Annotated in this window: 12 protein-coding genes and 1 pseudogene; 5 read left to right on the top strand and 8 right to left on the bottom strand. The window is 71.5% G+C overall.

Going from position 1 to position 14,796, the window contains the following annotated elements; genetic code table 11:
* On the bottom strand, nt 1–1,209 hold the full coding sequence (locus tag ACFWWR_RS06635) for a PP2C family protein-serine/threonine phosphatase (protein WP_384302273.1): 1,209 nt from the start codon (nt 1,207–1,209) through the stop codon (nt 1–3).
* 98 nt (nt 1,210–1,307) lie between these two features.
* A complete protein-coding gene (locus ACFWWR_RS06630) occupies nt 1,308–2,066 on the bottom strand; it encodes an IclR family transcriptional regulator (protein ID WP_383865412.1) in 759 nt (252 codons plus the stop codon).
* 158 nt (nt 2,067–2,224) lie between these two features.
* Here ACFWWR_RS06630 and ACFWWR_RS06625 point away from each other — a divergent pair, with 158 nt between their 5' ends.
* The 3 genes from ACFWWR_RS06625 to ACFWWR_RS06615 all read left to right on the top strand — a co-directional run bounded on the left by ACFWWR_RS06625 (nt 2,225) and on the right by ACFWWR_RS06615 (nt 4,853).
* Nucleotides 2,225–2,998 carry an Nramp family divalent metal transporter gene (locus ACFWWR_RS06625; protein ID WP_384302271.1) on the top strand — a complete coding sequence of 258 codons (774 nt, stop codon included), beginning with the start codon at nt 2,225–2,227 and terminating at the stop codon, nt 2,996–2,998.
* Between the two features lie 186 nt (nt 2,999–3,184).
* Nucleotides 3,185–4,195: a DMT family transporter gene (locus ACFWWR_RS06620; RefSeq protein ID WP_384302269.1), complete on the top strand. Its 1,011-nt coding sequence runs from the start codon at nt 3,185–3,187 to the stop codon at nt 4,193–4,195.
* A 16-nt stretch (nt 4,196–4,211) separates the two neighbouring features.
* Complete coding sequence (locus ACFWWR_RS06615) at nt 4,212–4,853, top strand: hypothetical protein (protein ID WP_384302267.1); 642 nt, start codon at nt 4,212–4,214, stop codon at nt 4,851–4,853.
* Nucleotides 4,854–5,074: 221 nt separating this feature from the next.
* Here the strand turns inward: ACFWWR_RS06615 and ACFWWR_RS06610 are convergent, their stop codons facing one another.
* Nucleotides 5,075–6,037, bottom strand: coding sequence for a helix-turn-helix domain-containing protein (locus ACFWWR_RS06610; RefSeq protein WP_383865404.1), 963 nt, complete (start codon nt 6,035–6,037; stop codon nt 5,075–5,077).
* Between the two features lie 103 nt (nt 6,038–6,140).
* Here ACFWWR_RS06610 and ACFWWR_RS06605 point away from each other — a divergent pair, with 103 nt between their 5' ends.
* Nucleotides 6,141–7,172 (top strand): saccharopine dehydrogenase family protein, encoded by a 1,032-nt coding sequence (locus tag ACFWWR_RS06605; RefSeq protein WP_384302265.1) that lies wholly within the window; start codon nt 6,141–6,143, stop codon nt 7,170–7,172.
* 98 nt (nt 7,173–7,270) lie between these two features.
* Here the strand turns inward: ACFWWR_RS06605 and ACFWWR_RS06600 are convergent.
* The 4 genes and pseudogenes from ACFWWR_RS06600 to ACFWWR_RS06585 form a co-directional block, all read right to left on the bottom strand.
* Nucleotides 7,271–7,739: pseudogene (locus ACFWWR_RS06600) on the bottom strand (GNAT family N-acetyltransferase).
* Nucleotides 7,740–8,036: 297 nt separating this feature from the next.
* Complete coding sequence (locus ACFWWR_RS06595) at nt 8,037–8,636, bottom strand: TetR/AcrR family transcriptional regulator (protein WP_383865400.1); 600 nt, start codon at nt 8,634–8,636, stop codon at nt 8,037–8,039.
* Between the two features lie 38 nt (nt 8,637–8,674).
* The gene (locus ACFWWR_RS06590; protein WP_384302263.1) at nt 8,675–10,732 is read right to left on the bottom strand and encodes a discoidin domain-containing protein; all 2,058 of its coding nucleotides are present in this window, start codon (nt 10,730–10,732) and stop codon (nt 8,675–8,677) included.
* A gap of 229 nt (nt 10,733–10,961) precedes the next feature.
* Nucleotides 10,962–11,729 carry a TioE family transcriptional regulator gene (locus ACFWWR_RS06585; protein WP_384302261.1) on the bottom strand — a complete coding sequence of 256 codons (768 nt, stop codon included), beginning with the start codon at nt 11,727–11,729 and terminating at the stop codon, nt 10,962–10,964.
* 69 nt (nt 11,730–11,798) lie between these two features.
* Between ACFWWR_RS06585 and ACFWWR_RS06580 the strand changes: the two genes are divergently transcribed.
* Nucleotides 11,799–13,001: an erythromycin esterase family protein gene (locus ACFWWR_RS06580; protein WP_383865394.1), complete on the top strand. Its 1,203-nt coding sequence runs from the start codon at nt 11,799–11,801 to the stop codon at nt 12,999–13,001.
* A 217-nt stretch (nt 13,002–13,218) separates the two neighbouring features.
* Here ACFWWR_RS06580 and ACFWWR_RS06575 read toward each other — a convergent pair whose 3' ends face one another.
* Nucleotides 13,219–14,718 carry a HEAT repeat domain-containing protein gene (locus ACFWWR_RS06575; protein WP_383865392.1) on the bottom strand — a complete coding sequence of 500 codons (1,500 nt, stop codon included), beginning with the start codon at nt 14,716–14,718 and terminating at the stop codon, nt 13,219–13,221.
* Nucleotides 14,719–14,796 lie beyond the last annotated feature (78 nt).

Raw genomic sequence — 14,796 nt, 5'->3', positions numbered from 1 at the left:
TCACAGGACCTCGGCAGCCGGCGCTGCGCATCCGAGACCGGACTCGGACGCCGGCTCGGGAATCGTCGCTTCGGACAGGGTCGGTTTGCGGATCAGGAGCAGCGCCGCGTCGTCGTGCAGTCGTCCGCCCACGTGCGCCAGCAGTTCGTCATGGAGCGCGCCGAGGGTGCGTGCCGGTTCGTTGGACACGTGGCGCGCCAGCCCTTCGGCGAGGGGATAGAACGCGCGGCCGTGGTCGCGGGCCTCGGTGACGCCGTCGGTGTAGAGCAGCAGCTGGTCCCCGTCGTCGAAGGGCAGCACCTGGAGGTTTGGGGTGTGGTCCATGAGGGTGCGCAGCCCTAGGGGCGGCGCCGGATGCGTGGGCTCCACCGCCGCGATGGCACCGGACGCGCGGACCAGCAGCGGAGGCGCGTGTCCGCAGTTCACCAACTCCAGTTGCCCGGTCTGCGGGTATCCGGCGACCACGGCGGTGACGAAGTCGTCGTGGCCGAGATTGCGCGCCAGACTCCGCTCGATCCGGTCGACGACGGCGATCAGGTCGGGCTCGTCGTAGGCGGCCTCGCGGAAGACACCGAGTACCAGCGCGGCGGTCCCCACGGCCGGCAGCCCCTTGCCGCGCACGTCGCCGACGATCAGCCGCACTCCGTACGGCGTGGGAATCAGTGCGTACAGATCCCCGCCGATACGGGCCTCGGCCGCCGCGGCGCTGTAGCGGACGGCCGCCTGGAACGGGCCGACGGTCGCCGGCACGGGCTTGAGCAGCGCGTGCTGGGCGGTCTCCGCGACCGAGCGGACGGCGGCGAGCACCCGTTCACGGCGCCCGCGCAGCGCGCTGGCCAGGCCGCTCGCGAGGGTGACGGCCACCAGGGCGGACAGTACGGCCGCCAGTTCCCGGCCCGGAGCACTCTCCCAGGTGCCGAGCGTCGCGCCGAGCGCGACAGCGAGGAGGCCGACGCAGAGGACCCCGCGCGGCCCGTTGGTGGTGGCGGCCAGGGCGGGCCCGGCCGCTAGCAGCGGCAGCCAGATCATGCCCGCCCCGTCGGCGAGGTCGGCGAGCACGACGAGAGAGACGATCAGCACGGGCAGGACGGGTACGCCGGCGGCCAGCTGCGCGACGGCGCGCCTACAGAGAGCCGCGGGACCGGCCACTCGGTTCCTCAACCGCCGCGTCGGGCCGTGGTCGTCACCATGGTCTCGGAGCTGACTCATTTTTGTCCGCAATCCTCACTTGTGAGCGGGGCGCAATCCCGAAATGACCGTTTCATCCAGGAAACGTGTTCGACCCGTACCCCACAAGACGCGGATTTTCAGATAGTGAGCGACAGGCCCCTGGTGACGCGACTCGCGGTCGGGAGCAGCCGTGCCCGGATCTCGGGGAGCCGGGAGAGCCGGTCCACCGGCAGTGAGACACCGAGCGAGCCGAGCGTGTCCCCGCTGTAGACGGGGACGGCGACGCAGACCGTGCCGAGGGTGTACTCCTCCAGGTCCGTGACGGCCGGGGCCCCGGGGGAGGCGTCCAGTCGTCGCAGCAGTTCCGGCCGACTGGTGATCGTCCGTGGTGTGAGGTCGGCGAGGTGGTGACGGGAGAGGTAGTCCTTGCGGGCGGCGTCGTCCAGTTCGCGCAGCACGGACTTGCCCAGCGCGGTGGCGTGGCCCGCGTCCTCGAATCCCACCCAGAGGTCGACGCGGGGCGCCCGGGGGCCGTCGACGATCTCGGCCACCCGGATCTCGCCTTCCTCGTAGAAGGTGAGGTAGGCGGCGGTCGCGAGTTCGTCCCGCAGCGCGGCGAGCGTGGGCCGGATCCGGCTGAGCAGTGCCTGTCCGCGGCCCGTGGTGTGCAGCGCCTGCAACTTCTCACCCAGGATGAACCCGCCGTCGTCCAGCTTCCGCACGTATCCGTCGTGGACCAGGGTCCGCAGCAGGTGATAGGCGGTGGCCAGGGGCAGGCCCGTCTCGCGCGCCAGCTGCTTCGCCGGTGCGCCGTTCTCGTGCGCGCTCACGACCTCCAGCAGGCGGAAGGCCCGCTGGACGGAGGTGATCAGCGTAGGGCCGTCATGCCCAGGCATATGACCAGCCTGCGCCAGACACACGGCGCGGGCAAGGCGGGTACGGTCCCCGGGGCGGCCGACCAGGCGGCCAGGAGGCCCGCCGAGGAGAAAAAGGGGGCGGGGCGAAGTGAGTCGGTCGATTCCTGGCCGTTCCCCGACTCACAGGAGCCACACTGATGAGCACCGGTACCTCCACGGCGGCCCCCGCCCTCGCACAAGAAGCTGTGCTCCGCCGGACGGTCCGACGTCGTCGGCTCGCCTTCTACGGCCCGGCCTTCGTCGCCGCCGTCGCCTACGTCGACCCCGGCAACTTCGCGACCAACTTCCAGGCCGGAGCCCGGCACGGCTACCTGCTCGTCTGGGTGCTCGTCTCGGCCTGTGCGGTAGCGATGTTCATCCAGTACCTCTCCGCCAAGACCGGCCTGGCCACCGGCCGCGACCTGCCGACCCTGTGCCGGGACAACTTCCGCCGGCCGGTCGTCGTAGGGCTGTGGGCACAGGCCGAGGTCGTGGCCATGGCCACCGACCTGGCGGAGTTCGTGGGTGCCGCGATCGGCCTCTATCTGCTCTTCGGCATCCCCATGCTGCCCGCCGCGCTGATCACCGCGGTGGTGAGCTTCGCGATCCTGGCCCTCCAGCGGCGCGGGTACCGCCCGTTCGAGCTGGAGATCGTGTTCCTGCTCGGCGTCATCGCCCTGGGCTTCGCGTACACCCTCGTCGCCGCCGGCCGTCAGTCCCCCTCGGAGCTCGCGTCGGGGATGCTGCCCGTCTTCCACGGCACCGACTCGGCCGTACTGGCCATCGGCATCATCGGAGCGACGGTGATGCCGCACGTCATCTACCTGCACTCGGCGCTGACCGCGCAGCGGCAGGCGCCGGAGGGACCGGCCGAGCGCAAGCGTGTACTGCGCACGCTGCGCGTCGACATCACGGCGGCAGCGACCTGCTGAGGCGTACGTCCGGCCATCGGCCCGGACAGGCCGTCGGCGTCCAGAACTCCAGCTAGAGAAACGCTTGCGTTTCGATCAGGCCCCCCGTAGCGTACCCGTACGAAACCGTTTCGTATCGATGGGAGCTCGGGCCGTGTCCAGCCACCGCAGCAGCAAGCCGGCACCGACCGCCGTCCGGGCCTCGTGATGACGGCCTCCCCGGTGTCGCTGGCCGTCGCGCTCTCGCTGGTGTCCGCGATCTGCTACGCGACGGCCGCCGTCGTGCAGGAACGGACCGCCGCGAACACGGCGAGCGTGCGCGGCGCGCTGCTCCGCAGCTCGTGGTGGTGGGCCGTGGCCCTCAACGCCACCGGCGCGTTGCTGCACGTGGTCGCCCTGCGGTACGGGCCGCTGACCCTGGTGCAACCGCTCGGGGCACTGAGTCTCGTGGTGGCGGTACCGCTGAGCTCGCTGGTCACCGGCCGCCGGACCTCGGTCACCCAATGGCAGGGCATGGCCCTCACCCTCGTCGGGCTGACCGCGCTGCTGACGGTCACCGCCTCGGGCAACGCGCCGGAAGACAGCCTGCGTGCCGGCGAGATTCTCGTGCTCTCGCTCGCCGCCGCCGCTGTCCTCGCGGCACTCATCCGCTTCGCCTCGGACCGCTCCGCCTCGGGCGGCCTCGCGCTCGCGGCGGCCTCCGGCATCTCCTCCGGGGTCGGCTCCACGCTGGCGCAGAAACTCGCGGTCGAGCCGACGCTCTCCTGGAGCGTGGCGCTGGTCGCGGCCCTGACCGTCGCGTTCGCCGTGGCGGGGCTGCTGCTCTCCCAGAAGGCCTACCGCAGCGGGCTCGGCGGTCCCCTCGCCCTGCTCACCCTCGTCAACCCCGTGACCGCGTCCGCCATCGGCATCACCCTGCTCGGTGAGGGCTTCCTGTACGGCGAAACGGGCACCCTGCTCGCGCTCGCCGGTGCCGCGGCGGCCGTGCGCGGCGTGACCCTGCTCAGCCGCCCCCAGCCCCTCCATGGCCATCCGGACCGCTCTGGCGATCGCGATCTTCAGCACGCCGACCACGACCAGCCGCGCGCACCGCACCAGCCGGCACCCGAGCCCGCGCCGGGCCTGCGACCCGTCCGACTCCTGCGCTCCGGGGCGCCACGCACCGGGCTGCTACGCCCGGTCGGCGTCGACATGTCCGGCACGAGCCGGGCAATCTGACAGAGAGAACACGAACATGACGACTCTTCAGCTGCGCCCTCGTACAACCGTCCGCGCGGCGGGACTGGTGGACGTACCCGCCGTGGTGCGCCTGTTCGCCCCGCCTCCGGCCCTGTCCCGGCAGTCGGTCCCGGGCTCGGGCGGCCTCGCCACGGACTGGGAGCAGGCACAGCGCGCCATGCGGTTGATGCTGGCCCATCACGCTCTCGAAGAGGGCCAGGTGTGGGTGGCCGAGCGGGCGGACGGCGCACTCCTCGCGGCCGCTGTCTGGCTGCCGCCCGGCACCGGGACCGAACCTCCCGACATGCGCTACAGCAGCCTCATCTCCCGTGAACTCGACATCTGCCTGCCGGAGAACCCGGTCCTGTCGACGGCGCTGAAGGCGGCCGGTCCCGGCGAGCCGCACTGGACGGTGGTGACCGTCTGCGCGCCGGACGACACGGAAGCCTGGGACCGTACCGTGGTCGCCGAGTTGCTGGCCCCGGGACTGCGCGCCGTCGACGACGAGACCGCCGCCGCCGTCGCGGTCACGATCTCCGCCCGCCACGTGGAGCAGTTGCGGCCCCTCGGGTTCCGCCCGCCGCGCGAAGTCGACGTCGCACCGGGCGCGAGCGTATGGCTGACGACCCGTCAGCCTCGGAGTCGTCGGGGTGGCTGACGCGGCCCTGAGTCGTGCCTGGGCGTCCGTCGCGCCGCCTTGAGGGCATGGGGCTCCGGTCATCACCGGCCAACCGGACCGTTCGTCGGAGGAGTCCCACGATCCGCGGTGCGAGGACCCACCATGGGATGCCGCAGAACGGTTCACCGCGCCCACGCGTCGACGCGGACACGGACGGTCGTCGCCGAACCGGGTGACAGGCTGCCTACGAGAAGGACATCTCAGGCGTACGCCGGCTCAGGGCCTTCGGTGTCGCGGAAGGTGCGACGGTAGGTGTCGGGGGGCACGCCGACGGTGCGGTGGAAATGGCGGCGCAGCGTCGTGGCGGTGCCCATGCCGGTCGCTGTCGCGACGGCGTCGACGCTGTCGTCGGTGGTCTCCAGCAACTCCTGGGCGCGGCGGATTCGTTGGGTCAGCATCCACTGCAGCGGTGTGGTGCCGGTCGCCGCCCTGAAGTGGCGGCCCAGGTTGCGTGAGCTCATCCGTGCCTGGCATGCCAGGTCCGCCACGGTCAGCGGTTGGTCAAGGCGTTCGATCACCCAGGGGAACAGTGCGGCGAGCGGATGGTCGTCCCGGGTGGGCACCGGGGCGGCCACGAACTGGGCCTGGCCGCCGGCCCGGTGCGGCGGCACGACCAGGCGGCGGGCGACGGCGTTGGCGATCGACGAGCCGTGGTCGAGACGGACGAGGTGCAGGCACAGGTCCAGCGCGGCGGCCTTTCCGGCGGAGGTGAGCACGGTGCCGTTGTCCACGTAGAGCACGTCCGGGTCGACCGCCACCCGGGGGTAGCGGGCGGCCAGGACCTCGGTGTGCGCCCAGTGCGTGGTCGCCCGCTTGCCGTCCAGCAGGCCGGCTGCGGCGAGCACGAACGCGCCCGTGCAGAGGGAGGCCACCCTCGCGCCTGCCTCGTGGGCCGCACGCACCGCGCCGACCAGGTCGGCGGGCGGGTCCTCGTCGACGTCCGCCCAGGCGGGGACGATCACGGTGTCGGCGCGCTGGAGCCGGTCGAGACCATGGTCGGGCTCGAGCCGGAACCGGCCGACCCGCACAGCGCCCGATCCGCAGACGGCCACGTCGTACCAGGGGCCGGTCACGCCGACCGGAGCGGCGCCGAACACCTCGGACGCCACGGCCAGTTCGAAGTGCAGCATCCCGTCGGTGACGGCCAGCGCGACAGTACTCATGTCCGTAATTGTACGCAGCATGGCGTTCCGGACACTCACGGTGCGGCGGCAGCCCTCGGCAGGATGTCCGTAGCTGATCATTCGAACGCAGGGGGAAGAAATCATGGAGTCGGGACGCAAGGTAGTGGTGTTCGGCGCGTACGGGCACACCGGGCGGTTCGTGGTGGCGGAGTTGCGGGCTCGCGATTGCGTCCCGGTTCTCTCCGGCCGCGACGCCGACAAGCTGCGGGCACTCGCGGCGTCCGGACCCGGACTCGAGGTCCGGCCGGCGTCGGTCGACGACGCGGCCTCGCTCGACCGCGCGCTGGACGGTGCGGCGGCCGTGATCAACGCCGCCGGGCCCTTCGCCACGACCGCCGCCCCCGTGATCGAGGCGGCACTGCGCGCCGGGATCCCGTATGTGGACGTGGCGGCCGAGATCGAGGCCAACGTCGACACGTTCGCGCACTTCACTGACCGTGCCCGCGCCGCGGGGGCGGTGATCGTCCCTGCGATGGCCTTCTTCGGCGGCCTCGGCGACCTCCTGGCCACCGCGGCGATGGGCGACTGGACGACGGCGGACGAGGCGCACATCGCCTACGGACTGAACAGTTGGCTCCCCACCGCCGGGACCCGCACCGCGGGCAAGGTCTCCAGACAACGGCGGAACGGCCGACGTGTCGTCTACACGAACGGGCGGCTGGAGTATCGCGATGACGCCCCACCGCTGCTCACCTGGTCGTTTCCCGAGCCGATGGGCACCCGGGCCGTCATCGGGGAGTTCACGATGGCCGACGTCGTCACCATTCCCCGCCACCTGTCCATCCCCGAGGTACGCACGTACATGACGAGTGAGGCTGCCAGGGACCTGTCGGCCCCGGACACACCGACGCCGGCCGCGGTCGACGAGCGGGGGCGCTCCTCGCAGACCTTCCTCGTCGACGTCGTCGTACGCTCCGGCGGTGCCGAGCGGCGGGCCGTGGCGAGAGGCCAGGACATCTACGCGGTCAGCGCGCCGCTCGCGGTGGAAGCCGTCCACCGCATCCTCACGGGGCAGACCAGGGCGGTCGGCGTGGCCTCCGCCGGCGAGATCTTCGACGCGCCCGCCCTCCTGCGCTCGCTGTCCGAGCATCTTTCGCTCGAACTGCGTCAGTAGTGGACCGAGCATGCGCTCCAGGTGTCAATGTCAGGCGTCGAAGCGGTGGCGGGAGGCCTCGATGTGGGCCAGGTACGGGTGGTCCGGTCGTCGGCGACTCACGCGTCGAACTCGGTGAGATCGATGCTGTGGACGCGCAGCAGAAAGCCGAACACCGGGTGCTCGATCTCGCGCTCCCGGACCATGCCGAGCTTGCGGATGACGTTCTCGGAGTCGTCGTCACCCACGCGGTTGATGCTGATGACCCGGTCGAGGCCGCGGTCCTGGAGCGCGAACTCCAGGGTGGCGTGGGCGGCCTCGGAGGCGTACCCCTGACCCCAGAACTGTGAGCCGAGCCGCCAGCTGATCGCCACGGCGGATCCTGCCTCCGGCAGGAAATCGGGCACGGACAGACCCGAAGCCGGCCAGTTCACCCGAGGCCGACAACTCCACGGCGAAGAGACCGAAACCCTCCTCGTCCCACTCCTCCTCCCACCGCTCGATGTCCTCCGCGGTCTGCTCCAGGTCACGCACGGAGCCGTCGTCGATCCAGTGCATGACGCGCGGGTCCGCGTTGATGTCCGCCATGGGCACGAGGTCGTCGTCATGCCAGCGACGGAGGAGGCGGGGCGACGGAGGAGGAGGCGGGGGGGGTGCGGATCTCGGTCATGCTTCCATCCTGCCGAAGCCAAGCACCCATCGGTAATCACTGACGGCAAGAGGGTCACGGGCTGATCGAGCGATCTCTGGTGCCCGCAACGCCCGCCGCGAGGCGCTGACCCTGTAGCCCCGTTTCCGACGGCTTCGAGGTCTGCCAGGTGACGCTCGCTTGTCAGGCCGCGAAGCCCCGCCGACAGGTGCCGAGCCACCGACCTCGACACGCTTCTACGGATCGTCCTGGACCAGGCCGGCGATGTGGGCGGTGACGGTGTCGAGGATGTCCGTCCACATGGTCGCGTCGCCGAGCACGAGGTAGTTGAGGGTCAGGCCGTCGGTCATGGCGGCCAGGTAGCGGGCCAGTACGGGAACGGGCACGCGGAGTCGCAGGTCCATGTCCCGGCGCAACTGGTCGATGAGCTCGGTGTACGCGTCGGCGTACAGCTCGTACTGGCGTCGCGCCAGATGCTCGAACTCCGGCTGACGCAGGGCGTACTGCGTGAGTTCGTAGGTGAGCATGTGCTCGTCGGGGTGGGCGCGGACGTGGTCCCAGTACGCCTGGAAGCCCGCCCGGACGGTCTCCTCCAGCGTGGCCCTGGGCCGCAGGGCCTCTTTCACCAGGGTCACGTAGTGGTCGGTGATGGTGGTGACGACCGACTCGATCAGGGTCTGCTTGGAGTCGAAGCAGTAGTGGAAGACGCTCAGGGACACGCCCGCCTCGGCGGCGATGGACCGGGTCGTCGTTTTCGCGACGCCGTCCCGGGCCATCGCCTTGATCGCCGCCTCCGTCAGCTGTCGGCGCCGTTCGGCCAACGGCATCCGAGCCATATGCGCGTCCTGTCCTGGTGCTCGTGACCGGTGGGGCGTCAGCTGCTGTGGACGCCCACCTCCTGGAGTGAGTATCCCCAGTCGGTGCCGCGGTCGAGGCCCAGGACGCGCACGTAGCGGGCCGGGGTGCCGGTGAAGCGGGCCGTGTCCAGACCACCGTCGCCGGAGGCCGTGGACCAGGCGGTCTGCCACCTCACGCCGTCGGTGGACAGCTCGATGCGGTACGACTTCCCGTAGGCGCGCTCCCAGTCGAGGGTGACCCGTCCGACCCGGTTCGTGGCGCCCAGGTCGATCTGCAGCCACTGGTCGTCGCTCCAGTCACTCGCCCAACGGGTGTCCCCGTCGCCGTCCACCGCCTGGCCGGACGCGTAACTCGTGAACGGGTTGGACTCCGATGAACTGGCCGTGGTGCGGGCGCCCTTGGCGAGGTTGACCCCCGCCTGGTGCTGCTCGGACGCGCCCCAGGTGCCGAGGTAGGACTCGGCGCCCCGGAAGAGGTCGTCCACCACGTCCTGGCCGGCGACGAGCCGGATGTCCTCGATCCAGTCGGGGACCAGGCCGACGTCGGCGGCGCCGTCGGTGTTGTAGTCGAAGGTGCGCGTGCCGACGGTCTGCTTGTCGATCAGCGAGCCGCCGTCGACGCTCTTGAAGGGGTACGTGACCTTGTTGGCGGCGTCGGCTCCGCGCGGGGCGGGGTGGTCGCCGATGCCGTTGAAGTCGGTGCCGTAGCCGTAGCCGACGCCGTACTTGTCACGCAGCGCGTCGGTGCGCTCGGCCTCCTCGCCGAACTCCTCGGAGCCGTGCATGTACTGGGCGACGAAGCCACCGAGGGAGTAGACCCGCTCGGTCCAGTTGAGATCCATCCAGCTGTGCGAGGACAGCACGCCGGGGTAGTTCGCGGCCTCGAAGATGTCGAGCGCCTGGCCGGTGGCCTTGACGCTCATGTGGTCGATCTCGAGCATCATCTTGCGTTTCATCATGCCGCGTACCGCGTGCTCACCGAGTTCGGTGAGCCCGCGGACGTTGCATTGCGCGTCCGCCTCGTACGAGGGGACCTCCACGCCCGCCGGGAGGTCCGCCTCGGCCTCGGGCGCCGCGGCTCCCCCGATGGGGTTGTCGTGCTGGGGGCCGGTGCACTTCTCCGTCTTCCAGAAGGTGCCGGTCGACAGGAACTGGCCGACGTTGATGGCCGTTCCGAGGCCGTGCTCGTCGAAGCGGACCCCGCACAGCGCGTTGTCGAACTTGTGGCACAGGAACATGCTGCGCACGCCGAGCCCGTACAGCTCGTCCAGCCCCGCGTCGATGTCGGCCTTGCTGCACTGCCCGATGTCCAGGACCTGCTTGCAGCCGAACGGCTCGGACGTCTCGACGCCCAGGACGACCGCCAGCTTGCCCTGCTTGATGACCTCACGCGCCTGCGCACTGTCGAGCACGATCCGGAACCAGCCCTTGCCGGTGCCGCCGTACATCTTGTCGATGTAGGCTTGGAGGTCGTACGTCAGCTTCGCCTGGAGGCGGATCGACGTCATCTCGTCACAACTGCGGTCCTTGAACGGGTAGATGGAGCAGATCATGCCGTTGGTGACGAGGTCGTTGACGAGTACCCGCTGCCCGCCGCGCCAGGCGCGCTCCACCCAGGCGTAGTAGTTCGCCTGATGGGTCATCGAGTCGTAGGCCGGCCAGTCCTTGAAGGTCGGCCAGCCGACCGGGTCGTGCTTGCCGTCACCGCCGTGGGTGATGTAGTCGAAGAGCGCGAGCGAGCCGTCGGGGTAGTGCTCGGGACAGTCCTTGAGCGCGTCGGCGACGCCCGCCGCGGAGAACGTCTTGCCGCAGATGAGCCGGCCGCCGAAGGCCTCGTTCGACATCAGGTGGTTGTGCGCGTCGATGAATCCTCGCACCTCGCCCTGGGCGTTGGTGCCCGTGAACGGCTCACCGGTGACGTTGATCTGGGAGTCCGGCGCGGGTCGTGCGGTCGGGAGCCACCAGTCGGTTCCGGCCGCCGAACTCGGCGTGGGGCCGAGGGTCATGGCCAGCACGAGGAGGAGCAGCGACACGACGGTGACGTCTTTGCGTCGGTGGTACGGGCGTCCGGCCATGGTCACTACCCACGTCCCTCGGTCTGCGGGATGGCGCGGTCGAGGTGCCAGACCGTCCGGGGACCCGAAGGGCTGGATTGTCATGACCGGCGCAAGATATGCGACGAGGATCGCGACTCCCGGTTTCCGAGTCAAGGGTCCGGGACAGTTGACCTGGAAGGCGGTGGCGCCTCACGTACGAATCGGACCCGTTGATGCCCCTTGGTCTCCTCGGCCGGCCGACGAAGTGTCATCCGCGCTCGCGGAGGTACGCCTCCAACTCGGCGGCCCCGGCCAGCATCGCCCGCCCGCGGATGGACAACCGGCCGCGCCAGTCGCACAGAGCGGCCTCCAGCGGCGCCGGCCCGCCGGCCCCACGCACCTGGGCGATCAGCGGGGCGATCTGCTCCAACAGGTAACCGCCCCGCCGGAGTTGGTGGGCAAGCCGGGCGTCCCGCACGTCGGCCTCGTCGTAGACGCGGTACCCGGTCAGCGGGTCACGGCGCGGGTGCACCAGCCCGGCCCGCTCCCACTTGCGCAGCGTCGCGGGCCGGACTCCGAGGCGCCCCGCCAGCGGCCCGATGAACATGCCGCCGGCCCCGGACACCGCGGTCGGCTCGGACACGAGGTCGGGGCCGGACACGGTGTCGGGGCCGGACGCCTCGGTGGGCACCAGGTCGCGGAGGGCGCTCTCCACGGCCTGGAGTGTCCGCCGGTCGTCGAGCAGCTGGGCGTGGCTCTCGTCGATGAGGCGGAACGCCTCATCGACCGCGCCCCGGTTCACGGCCCGCATGATCGAGGTCGCCGTCTGATGGCTGTGGCCGGGCACCAGGGCGAGGAACGCACTCAGGGCCCGCACGTGCAGCCGCGTATAAGTGCGGTAGCCGTGGGGCGTGCGATCGGCGGCCGGAAGGATGCCCGCCTCCTCGTAGTTCCTGATCGCCTGCGTGGACAGACCGTGCCCGCGCGCCAGATCGATCGGCCTCAGCTGCATACTGCTTTGAAGGTTTCGTCCCACGGTTCCCACGATATCGCGGCGATACCGCGGCCAGGTTTCCACCGAGGGTTCAACGATACCGTTCAAGGCATGCCTACTGACATCAGGGACACCGCCCATGCCGTCGAGGCCGCCGCCGTCATGAAGCTGCTTCCGGCCCGGCCGCGGCTCCTCGCACTGGGAGAGCCCACCCACGGCGAGGACACTCTGCTCGACCTGCGCAACGACCTGTTCCGGCAGCTCGTCGAGCAGGAGGGATACCGGACGATCGCGATCGAGAGCGACTGCCTGATGGGCCTGGTCGTGGACGACCACGTCACCTCGGGCACGGGCACCCTCGACGAGGCCATGGAGCGCGGATTCAGCCACGGGTGGGGAGCGTCCGCGGCCAACCGCGAACTCGTGCGGTGGATACGGGCGTTCAACGACGGCCGGCCCGCCTCCGAGCGGCTCCGCTTCGCCGGTGTCGACGGCCCGCTGGAGATCACCGGCGCCGCGAGCCCCCGGCAGGCCCTCACCGCACTCCACGGCTACCTCGTGGCCCACGTGGACGCGGACCTGCTCCCCTGCGCCGGGGAAAGGCTCGACCGCCTGCTCGGCGCCGACGACCGGTGGACGAATCCCGCCGCCATGACGGACCCGGCCGAGTCCGTGGGGCAGTCGGGCGAGGCCGAGGAACTGCGGCTGCTCGCCGACCACTTGGTGGCGCTGCTCGACGCGCAGTCGCCGCACCTGATCACGGCGACCTCACGGGACGACTGGGACCGGGCGCGCCTGTACGGACGTACCGCCACCGGCCTGCTGCGCTACCACCACTGGATGGCCGACACCTCACCGGTCCGCATGACCCGGCTGGTGAGTGTGCGGGACCAGATGATGGCCGACAACCTCCTGGCCCTCGCCGAGCGGGGCCCTGCGCTGGTCCACGCCCACAACAGCCACCTCCAGCGGGAGAAGAGCACGATGCGGATGGGCGGGATGCCGCTGGAGTGGTGGAGCGCCGGTGCGCTCGTGAGCGCCCGGCTCGGCGAGGGGTACGCCTTCGTGGCCACGGCCCTCGGCACCATCGGGCACCGGGGAGTGGACACGCCACCGCCGGACACCGTCGAGGGACTCCTGTACGCGCTCCCGGAGGACCGCTACGTCATCGACGCCCCACGGTTGGCCACCGCCCTCGGCGACACGCCGCCCGCGCCCCGCGTATCCCCCTGGTTCGGCTACGCCCCGCTCGACCCGGCCCACCTGGCGGGCAGCGACGGCATCGTGTTCCTCAAGGACGTCACGCAGGGCTAGTGCCGCCGGCAGCGGTCCGGCCTGTCTGCGCGGTTCACCTCAGAACAGGCTGTCGTCCCGCAGCGATCGCCCCAGGCGACCGCGGGGCCGGCCGGGCCCTGGCTGTCACTGCGCCTCCGGCTTCCACCTGGGTCCCCACTCCCCCGGTTCTCCCGATGGCCATGACCGCCCGCGACGAGTCCGGCCCCCGGCCCGCCGCGTCGGCGGTCGCTGCGGGTCATCCGCCGGTGCCGGGGGCCAGGGCCGCGAGCGCGTCGGTGGCGGCCCGGCGGAGCCGAGGGGAGTCGTCCACGGTGAGGGCGTGCAGGCGCTCGCGGAGCCCCGCGCTGTCCGGTGGCGGCTCCCGCGTGGCTGTCGTCCAGCGCGTGAGGCCGAGCGCGGCCTGGTAGCGGACGGCCTCGTGCGGGTCGTCGAGTCCCCGCACGAAGCGGCGTACGTCCTTGCGGGAGTTGGTGTCGGTGGCGTCGTCCGCGTCCAGGAGCGACAGCGCGGCGGCCCTGACCTCCCCGGAGGGGGCGCCGTCGGCCAGGCGCCGTATCGAGGGCAGGGCTTGGGCCAGGCCGTCGAGCGCGTTGCGGGTCCGCCAGACGTCGGCTCCGTCGGACGTCAGGTGATCGGCGAGCGCCCAGGCCACCGGGTGGCGCTCCCACAGCCGCAGCCCGCCGTCGATCGACGCACCCAGGGCGTCGACGACACCGGCGCGAGTGGTGGCGTCGGGATCGTCGAGGAGGGGGAGCAGCTGCCATACGGCGTCCCACGCCCCCGATTCCCCGACGGCCACGGCGGCGGCCGCTCGGGTGGCGCCGGGCAAGGTCGGGTCGTCGAGTGCCGTGCGCAGGTGCTCGGCGGCGTCCGGGGTGTCGAGGCCGCCCAGGGCGCGCGCGGCCGCCGGGCCGGCGAGCGGATCGCGCAGCCATCGCACCGCCGGGCCGGTCGCCCGCTCGTCTCCCCTCCGGGCGAGGCCACTGAGCAGCAGCGCCGCGACCTCCGGCTCCCGCTCGTCCTCGACGGCGGCGGCCAGCGCGTCGCCCACCGTGCCGGAATCGGCGTGGAACAGCCGCCTCGCCACCGCGGTCCGTACCTGCGGGGACGGGTCTCGCAGTCCCGCGAGGAGGGAGTCGAGAAGCGGTTCGGTGCAGCGCGCCGGCAGCATGTCCAGGGCCCGGGCCCGGGCGGCGCCCACGCCGTCCCTCGCCGTCCGGATCACCTGCGCCCTGACAGCGGGATCACCGGCCCAGCGGTACACCAGCGTGCCGGCGCGTCCCCACACCGCCTCGTCCGGATCACCGAGCAGGTCGACCAGAGCGGGAACGTCGTACGGGATGTCCAACGCCTCCAGCCCTACCAGTGCGTTGATCCGCACATGGCGGTCCGGGTCACGCAGCAGCCGTGTGAACGCCTCGGTCACGGTGCGGCCGCGCAGCCCCAGCCGGATCGCCGCGAGGGACGCCCTGCGCCGTACGTCCGGGTCCTCATCGCCCATCAGCCCCGGCAGCACGTCGGCGCCGGTCTCCGCCGCGCCGAGCCGGCCGAGCCCCTGGGCCGCGGCGGCCCGCACCGCGGGCTCCCGATCGCCCGCGGCCCGCGCGAGGTGGACGGCATGCTCGATCCGGCCCATCCTGCCCAGCCCCTTGGCCGCCGCCGCGCGCCGCTGTGGGTCCGCTTCCGTTGCGCCCAACTCCCGAAGGAAGTATGCGATCTGGTGCTCCGCCGCCATGGCAACCCCCGGAAAGGAAGACTCCCGAACCGCCCGGAGGTTGCGCTCCGCACACTCGCCATCCTTGCCGCCATGCGA

The sequence above is a fragment of the Streptomyces sp. NPDC058678 genome (assembly GCF_042714835.1).
Classification (GTDB): Bacteria; Actinomycetota; Actinomycetes; order Streptomycetales; family Streptomycetaceae; genus Streptomyces.
The sequence above is the reverse complement of the archived record's forward strand: the minus strand, read 5'-3'. Positions and strand labels throughout refer to the sequence as shown.